The organism is Pseudonocardia sp. NPDC049154 (assembly GCF_040648315.1).
Lineage (GTDB): Bacteria > Actinomycetota > Actinomycetes > Mycobacteriales > Pseudonocardiaceae > Pseudonocardia.
The window spans coordinates 24,815-32,553 of the sequence record NZ_JBEZDN010000089.1; the positions used below are offsets into that span (position 1 = coordinate 24,815).

Annotated in this window: 7 protein-coding genes and 1 pseudogene; 4 read left to right on the top strand and 4 right to left on the bottom strand. The window is 71.3% G+C overall.

Annotated features, from left to right (window positions below; translation table 11 throughout):
- Window position 1 precedes the first annotated feature (1 nt).
- Both AB0B41_RS30720 and AB0B41_RS30725 read left to right on the top strand, forming a co-directional pair.
- Complete coding sequence (locus tag AB0B41_RS30720; protein WP_358209514.1) at window positions 2-1,123, top strand: acyl-CoA dehydrogenase family protein; 1,122 nt, start codon at window positions 2-4, stop codon at window positions 1,121-1,123.
- Window positions 1,124-1,125: 2 nt separating this feature from the next.
- Window positions 1,126-2,037 (top strand): cyclase family protein, encoded by a 912-nt coding sequence (locus AB0B41_RS30725; RefSeq protein WP_358209516.1) that lies wholly within the window; start codon window positions 1,126-1,128, stop codon window positions 2,035-2,037.
- A 102-nt stretch (window positions 2,038-2,139) separates the two neighbouring features.
- Here AB0B41_RS30725 and AB0B41_RS30730 read toward each other — a convergent pair.
- Window positions 2,140-2,499: pseudogene (locus tag AB0B41_RS30730) on the bottom strand (hypothetical protein); the annotation flags it as partial.
- 42 nt (window positions 2,500-2,541) lie between these two features.
- Complete coding sequence (locus tag AB0B41_RS30735) at window positions 2,542-3,423, bottom strand: NmrA family NAD(P)-binding protein (protein ID WP_358209518.1); 882 nt, start codon at window positions 3,421-3,423, stop codon at window positions 2,542-2,544.
- Window positions 3,424-3,524: 101 nt separating this feature from the next.
- Between AB0B41_RS30735 and AB0B41_RS30740 the strand changes: the two genes are divergently transcribed.
- Window positions 3,525-4,082 (top strand): TetR/AcrR family transcriptional regulator, encoded by a 558-nt coding sequence (locus tag AB0B41_RS30740; protein ID WP_358209520.1) that lies wholly within the window; start codon window positions 3,525-3,527, stop codon window positions 4,080-4,082.
- Window positions 4,083-4,089: 7 nt separating this feature from the next.
- On the opposite strand, the gene AB0B41_RS30745 is transcribed toward AB0B41_RS30740, so the two are convergent.
- The gene (locus tag AB0B41_RS30745) at window positions 4,090-5,379 is read right to left on the bottom strand and encodes an LLM class flavin-dependent oxidoreductase (protein WP_358209522.1); all 1,290 of its coding nucleotides are present in this window, start codon (window positions 5,377-5,379) and stop codon (window positions 4,090-4,092) included.
- 28 nt (window positions 5,380-5,407) lie between these two features.
- Entirely contained in the window at window positions 5,408-6,286 is an 879-nt protein-coding gene (locus AB0B41_RS30750) for an SMP-30/gluconolactonase/LRE family protein (protein ID WP_358209524.1), read from the bottom strand.
- A 253-nt stretch (window positions 6,287-6,539) separates the two neighbouring features.
- Between AB0B41_RS30750 and AB0B41_RS30755 the strand changes: the two genes are divergently transcribed.
- Window positions 6,540-7,691, top strand: coding sequence for an LLM class flavin-dependent oxidoreductase (locus tag AB0B41_RS30755; RefSeq protein ID WP_358209526.1), 1,152 nt, complete (start codon window positions 6,540-6,542; stop codon window positions 7,689-7,691).
- Window positions 7,692-7,739 lie beyond the last annotated feature (48 nt).

Genomic DNA, 7,739 nt, shown 5'->3' on the forward strand with positions numbered 1-7,739 from the left:
CATGACCGACACCATGGGCGTCGACGACGCCCGCGAGGACCTCCGCCGGGTGGTCCGGCAGTTCCTCGAGCGACGCTCCACCGAGGCCGACGTTCGCAGGCTCATGGAGGATCCCGCAGGGTACGACCGCGAGGTCTGGGCACTGATGGCCGATCAGCTCGGCCTGCAGGGGATGGGGGTCCCGGAGGCCCACGGCGGCGCCGGGTTCGGCTACGAGGAGCTGTGCGTGGTCTTCGAGGAGATGGGCAGGGCGTTGCTGCCTTCGCCGTTCTTCGCCACCATCGCGCTGGCCGCGAACGTCCTGCTGGAGAGCGGGGACGAGGAGGCGTGCAAGCGGTACCTGCCGGCGATCGCCGGTGGTGAGCTGATCGCGACGCTGGCGCTCGGCGAGGAGGAGGGCGGCTGGGACGAGACCGCCGTCCGGATGCGGGCCGAGCCGGACGGAGCCGGGTGGACCCTGACCGGCCGAAAGCGCTTCGTCCCGACCGCACACGTTGCCGACCTGCTGCTGGTCGTCGCACACACCTCGGACGGACTCTCGCTCTTCGCGGTCGAGCCGCGGGCCCCGGGCTGCGCGGTGGACGTCGAGCTGACGCTGGACCTGACCCGCCCGCTCTCGCACGTCACGTTCGAGTCGACGCCCGCCGTGCTGGTGGGCCGCAGCGGACAGGCCTGGGAGGGGGTGCGGCGGGCACTGCGGTTCGCCGCGGTGGCCCTGGCGGCCGAGCAGGTCGGCGGAGCGCTACGGGTCCTGGAGATGACGGTCGACTACGCGAAGGTCCGGCACCAGTTCGGCAGGCCGATCGGCACCTTCCAGGCCGTGAAGCACAAGCTGGCGGACGTGCTCGTCGCCCTCGAGTCGGCGCGGTCGGCGGCACAGGACGCCGCGCGGGCCGTGGCCGAGCGCGATCCCGAGGTCGAGCTGGCTGCGTCCGTGGCGAAGGCGGTCTGTTCGGACACGTTCACCCACGCGGCCGGGGCGGCCATTCAGCTGCACGGCGGAATCGGGTTCACCTGGGAGCATCCCGCCCAGCTGTTCTACAAGCGGGCGAAGAGCGGCGAGTTCCTGCTGGGGACCCCCGCCCATCACCGCGACCTCGTCGGCCGGGCGATCGGGGTCTGACGATGGAACGCTTCCGCGAGGTCGGCCGCAGGCTGAGCAACTGGCAGCGCTGGGGCCCGGACGACGAGCTGGGCACGCTCAACCTCATCACCCCCGAGGCGGTGGTTGCGGCCGCGGGACTCGTCCGCACCGGCCGGATCTTCGACCTCGGCATCCCCTTCGCCGCCGACGGGCCCCAACCCGGCGGTGCGCGGATCAATCCCGTACACCTCATGCGGGACACCGGGGCCGGGCAGGTCTACCCCGGTGGCATGCACTTCGCCGACGACTACGTCTTCATGCCGTTGCAGGCCGCCTCCCAGTGGGACGGGCTGTCCCACGTGTTCTACGACGACCGGCTCTACAACGGCTACCCCACCTCGGAGGTGGGTCCACGCGGCGCAGGGAAGCTCGCGATCGACAAGCTCGGCAAGGGCATCGTCGGACGCGGGGTGCTGCTGGACATCGCCCGCCTCAAGGGGGTGGACTGGCTCGAGCGCGGCTACGCGATCACCCCCGACGACCTCGACGAGGCCGCCGAGACCCAAGGCGTGCGGGTGGGGCCCGGGGACATCCTGCTCATCCGCACGGGGTGGCGGAGGGTGTTCACCACGACCGGGGACGCGAAGGCCTTCATGGACGGCGAGCCCGGCATCGGCCTGGCCTGCGCGCAATGGCTGTCCGATCGCGACGTGGCGGCGCTCTGCTCGGACAACTGGGCGATCGAGGTGCTCCCCGGTGAGGGGGACGAGAAGTTCGCCGTGCACTGCGTGCTCATCCGGGACATGGGCATGCCGCTGGGCGAGATCCTCGACTTCGAGGAGCTCGCCGAGGACTGCGCCCGGGACGGGGTCTACGAGTTCCTCTTCTCCGGCCCGCCCATCAAGTTCGTGGGCGCGGTCGGGTCCCCGGTGAACCCGCTCGCCCTCAAGTGAGTCCCCGGCCGGGTTCCGCGGAACCGGGCCCGTCCGGGTCGACGGAGACGACGACCGCGATCCGCCAGCGATCGCTGGCGGATCGCGGTCGTCGTCGGTACGGACCAGCACGTAGCGCACGTCGAAGTCCTCGATCGGGGCGCCCGAGCGGTCGTGTCGGGTGCCCCGGGCCGCCAGCAGCGCCGTCCGGTCGTCGAGCACGGTCACGGTGCGGGATGTGGTCATCGAACGACCGTAGTCCCGCTCGGCCCACCGAGCCCGCGACCCGACGAGCCAGTCCTCGACGTCGGCCCGCGTGAGCGACACCGCGGTGCCCGCGTTCGAGACCCGACTCAGCGGCGCGGTGAAGTGGGCGGCGATGGCGGCGGCGTCGCCTCGCTGGAAATCCTCGAAGTAGGTGGCGTAGTCCGCGAGGACCGACCGCTCGATCGCCGCGATCGCGGTGGTGCTGACGTCTCGCATCGAATCCTCCTGATCGCGGGTCGATCGACCCGGTCGATCGGCTCAGGCGACGCTGCGCGCCCACTCCTCCAGCGAGGTGGTCGGCAGACCGAAGGCCCGCAGGTACTCCGGGAACGCCGGGGCGGGGTGAAGGCTCAGGTAGGTCTGGGACTGCTGGAAGACCTCGGCGAGCCCGTCGGCGACCGCCGCCTCCCGGCTCTCCGGAAGGGTCAGCGGCCGCCCCCAGACCCTGGACAGGGTGGCGACGGCCGCCCGCAGGCTGATCCGCTCGCCCGCCAGCTCGAGCTCGACGGCGTCGAACCGGGCCGGGTCCGCGAACGCGGCGGCGGCCGCCGACCCGATGTCGGAGACCGCGACGAAGGCCTGCGGCACGTCCACGTCGTAGCCGACGAGGAGCTTCTCGGCCGACCCCGGCGCGTAGAAGTACGAGGGCGCCAGGAAGTTCTCCATGAAGGCGGACGGGCGCAGGATCGTGGTGGAGACGGCGCCCGCCTCGCGCAGCGCGTCCTCGGTGAGGGCCTTGACCCGGAACGCGTGGCGGACGAACGGACCCCAGCGCTCCTCGTCGATGACCCGGGTGGCCCCCGACGCCGAGGTGTGCACGATCTGCGGGACCCCCGCTGCCGCGACCGCCGCGGCGAGGGCCCGGGCCCGGACGATCTCGGTGTCCCCGGCCAGGTCGGTGAAGTCCGGGTTCTGGATCGAGAACAGGCCGCGGGCCCCGTCAAGGGCGGGCTTGAGCGACTCCGGCTCGTCGAGGTCCGCGCGGACCAGCTGGGCTCCGAGCTCGGCCAGGGCGCGGGCGCGAGGGCTGTCGGGATCACGGACGAGGGCATGGACCGGCGTCTCGGCCGCGAGGAGGGCCCGCGCGACGGCGCCGCCCTGCTGCCCCGTCGCGCCCGTGACCAGCACGAATTCCTTCATGAGAAGACTCCTCTGATCGTTCCTTAGAAGTGGGGTACCACCCCATTTACGCCTGAGCTACGATATCGAGGGCCACCCCGCTTGTCGAGGAGAGGATCGCCGTGTCACCGGTGAAGACGTTGCGCGCAGACGGCCGCCGCAACCGCGAGCGGCTGATCGCGGCGGCCGCCGAGCTGATCCGTCGAGACGGCGCGCAGGCGTCGCTCGAGGAGATCGCGCGCAGCGCGGGCCTCGGCTCGGCGACCCTGCACCGGCACTTCCCCTCCCGGCATGTGCTGCTGGAGGCGGTGTACCGGGAGGGCGTCGAGCAGCTCTGCGACCACGCCGCGGCGCAGCCGGGCGTGGACCCGGCCGCCGAGCTGGACACCTGGATCGAGGAGACCACGGCCTACATCGCGGAGAACCGCGGGCTCGGGATCGCCCTGGCAGGCTCCGAGGGGGACGGCCTCACAGCCGACGAGATCTGTGTGACGGACCGGCTGATCGACGAGCTGCAGGTCCTGGTGGACCGCGCCGCTGCCGCGGGCGTGGTGCGGGCCGGGGTGACCGGCCAGGACCTCATGACCCTGATGAACGCGATCGGGACGGCGACCGAGAAGGACTCCGCGACCGCGCGGCGCCTGGTGCGCCTCGCGCTCGCGGGCATCCATCCCTGTTGAGGCGCCCTCAGGAGTCGAGGCGCCGCGCCGTGGCGGCCATCCGGGCGAGCTCGAGGAGCACGTCCCGGATGTGTGGGGGATGGGCATCGGGGTCCTCCACCGGGGGCCTGCTCAGCCCGTAGGCGTCGACGAGCGGCGCGGGCGCCGGGGCCCCCCGCTCCCTGCGAGCCAGGGCGGCCTCGACGTACGGGGCCAGCTCCTCGTCTCGCCGCGCCCGGATCGCGGCGTGCTCCGCGGCGAAGCCGGGCATGACCTCCGCGGCGAACAGTTCCAAGGACGCCCGGACCTGGTCGTAGGGCAGCCGTCCGAACTGGTGGAGCAGGATCGTCTGGTCGATCCCGGCCTCCTGGTACCCGCGCAGCAGCGCGGTGACCTCCTCCGGGGAGCCGATCGCATGCCCGCCGCGGTGGGGGATCGACCCGCCCAGCTCCTTGCGGACGATCTCCGAGCGCTCCCACAGGTTCGTGTCGCCCGGTCGGTGCCGGCCGAACACATGGTAGTGCCGCACGGCGTAGGTGAAGAAGCTGCCAGCTCTCTCGCCACGGGTGCGCGCGACCTCGGCGTCGGGATGGCAGTGGAAGGGGACCATCGTGGCGACCCGGGGGTTCACCGTGTGCCCGATCGGCACGCAGTCCCGCTTGAAGGTCTCGGTGTAGCCCTCGACGACCGCGTGGGCCTCGGCCGCGTCGAAGAAGGAGTGGGCCAACGCCCCGATGCCCAGTCGGGCGGCGAGCCGGACCGTCTCGTCGTCCGAGCAGGCGATCCAGAGCGGCGGGTGGGGGCGCTGCGCCGGCTTGGGGACGAGGTTGCGGGCCGGCATGGAGAAGTGCGTCCCGACATGCCCCGGATAGGGTTCCCGGGCCATCATCTCAGTGACCTGGCCCAGCGCCTCCAGAGACATCTCGTGACGCAGCCGCGGATCGACGCCGAAGCCCTCCAGCTCGACCCGGGTCTTGGAGTGCCCGATGCCGAATTCGACGCGCCCGCGAGTGAGCAGGTCGAGCGTGGCGATCCGCTCGGCGACCCGCGCCGGTTCGTTGTACCCCGGGGGCATCAGGACGACGGCGTGTCCCAGCCGGATCGTCCGGGTCCGCTGGCCTGCCGCCGCCAGGAAGACCTCGGGCGCCGAGGAGTGCGAGTACTCCTCCAGGAAGTGCTGCTCGGGGGCCCAGGCGTAGCCGTAACCGAGGCGGTCGGCCAGCTCGACCTGGTCCAGGCTCTCCTGGAACAGGTCCAGCTCGTCGTCGGGGCCCCAGGGACGGGGGAGCTGCTGTGCGAAGTAGAGCCCGAACTCCACGGTGCCTCCTCGATCGGGGAGCGGGGTCCTACGCGGCGGGAACGGACACGCGGACCGTCTCGATCACGGACTCGGTGGTGCCGGCCGAGATCGCCGCCACCCCGCCGAGCAGGCACGACACGAACAGGGTCCGGCCGTCGTGGCCGCCGAGCGCGCAGGCCAGAGGCATCTTCGCGATGATGTCCTCCGAGATCGTGACCACGTCGGTGGCCTCGCCGCCCGCCACGACCCGCCGGACCACCCCCTGCAGCGGCGAGGCCGTCCAGACCGCCCCCGCCCCGTCCGCGGCGATGCCGTCGGCGCTGTACGGGGCCAGGTCGGCCCAGATCCGGCGGTTCGTCAGTGTGCCGTCCGGCGCGCGGTCGAAACCGATCAGCTGGGCGGAGGGGAACGAGGCGACGACATAGGTGCCGTCGGGCAGCAGGACCGGGCCGTTCGGGTCGTCCACCTCGGTGGCGATGACGCGCGCGGACCCGTCCGGCTCGACGAGGATCACCCGACCGTCCGGATCGACCGGGCGCGGCGCGGCGGGGTCGTGGGTGCCCATCGAGCCCGTATAGGCGCGGCCCTGCGCGTCGACGACCATGTCGTTGAGGCCGCCGACGGCCAGGTCGGATAGATCGGCGTGGACGGCGACCTCGCCCGGCGCCTCCAGTCGGAGGATCTCGGGGCGGGCCATGTTCACGATCAGCAGCCGGCCGTCGGGGAGGAAGCCCAGACCACACGGGTGCACCCCGTCGTCGAACTCGTGGACGGTCTCCAGGGTCCCGGCCTCGTCGACGCGCAGCACCCGGTGGGCGAAGATGTCGGAGAAGTAGAGCCACCCCGCGTGCCACCGCGGGGCCTCGGCGAACCGCAGGCCGTTGATCAGCGGGGTGACCGTGGTCGTCAGGGTCTGGTCGGGCACCGGGGCTCCTCGGGGACGACGGCGGCGGGTTGCGGTTTCGAACCGGACTAGGTTCGAAGCCGAGTCGGAATCGAACACCCGGGCCTGCGGCTCCGTCAAGTGGGGGGTCCCCCCGTTCGGTCTTGACGGGGGTGGGGGTGCCTGCGATCCTGGCACGACCAGATTCAAATCGGATTCGAGTTGCTGCTGCTCCTGAGCCCCGGCAACCGCTCCGCCCGCGGCCGCTGACGTCGGACTCGTCGAGGAAGTGACCATGAAGATCGGTGTCCATCTCTACTTCCAGAACTACACGGACTGGGACCGTTTCAAGTCGAAGCAGCCCGGTCCGCCTGCGGTCACCGACCAGCAGATCTACGAGGAGGACCTCCACCTCGCGGGTCTGGTCGAACCGCTCGGATTCGACTCCTACTGGGCTGTCGACCACCATTTCAGCCCGTACGCGATGACCGGTGGCGCGCTCCAGCACCTCACCTACATGGCGGGCCGCACCACCTCGCTGGACTTCGGCTCGATCGTCGTCGTCCTGCCCTGGTACGACCCGCTGGCGGTGGTCGACCAGATCAGCGTCCTCGACAACATGCTGCAGGGTCGACAGCTCACCATCGGGCTCGGCCGAGGCGCGGCCAAGCACGAGTTCGACCGGTTCCGGGTCCCGATGAAGGACGCGCGCGGCCGGTTCGCGGAGTCCCTGGAGATTCTACGCCGGGCCCTGACGAACGAGTGGTTCTCCTTCGAGGGTGAGCACTTCCAGATCCCCGAGACCTCGATCCGCCCGGGGTTCCGCAATCCCGAGCGGCTTCTCGAGCGGATGCGCATCGCCTGGCAGAGCCCCGAGACGCTGCCGATCGTGGCCAACTCCGGCAACGGCGTGATCATGACGAACACCAAGAGCTGGGACGAGTACGCCGACGACATCCAGCAGGTCAACAAGATCCGCCGCAGCATCGGCCTCGAGCCCACCCAGCCCAGCGTCCAGGTGATGTTGGCCTGCTTCGATACCGAGGAGGAGGCCTGGGCGGTGATGTCGAAGAACATGCTGGAGAGCTACAACAGCAGCGCCAAGCAGTACGGCCTCGACAACCCGTCCCAGTTCATCGGAGTCAAGGGCTACGAGCACTACGCGACGGTGCCGCCCTACCTGGGGCCGGGCACCGACCCGGAGAAGGACGCGCAGATGCTCGAGTTCGCCGCGCGCCCGCAGGCCTGGGGCACGCCGGACCAGGTCTTCGAGAAGTTGAGGTTCATCCAGCAGAAGACCGGCGCGGTCGAGTTCATCGTGAACCCACGCTTCGGTGGGATGAGCGCCGAGACCGCCGAGCGGTCGATGCGGCTGTTCGCCGCCGAGGTGCTGCCGCGCCTGCAGGCGATCGAGGCCCCGCTGCCGGAGGCGCTGAGCGGAGAGTGAGGTCCCGGGCGCCGGGCGTGGGGGGCGTGGAGCCAACGCGGGGGCCGC

Bases quoted from the DNA above. Each gene is read 5' to 3' on its own strand.
- AB0B41_RS30720 (WP_358209514.1), top strand. From the start codon at position 2: ATGACCGACACCATGGGCGTCGACGACGCCCGCGAGGACCTCCGCCGG.
- AB0B41_RS30725 (WP_358209516.1), top strand. From the start codon at position 1,126: ATGGAACGCTTCCGCGAGGTCGGCCGCAGGCTGAGCAACTGGCAGCGC.
- AB0B41_RS30735 (WP_358209518.1), bottom strand. From the start codon at position 3,423: ATGAAGGAATTCGTGCTGGTCACGGGCGCGACGGGGCAGCAGGGCGGC.
- AB0B41_RS30755 (WP_358209526.1), top strand. From the start codon at position 6,540: ATGAAGATCGGTGTCCATCTCTACTTCCAGAACTACACGGACTGGGAC.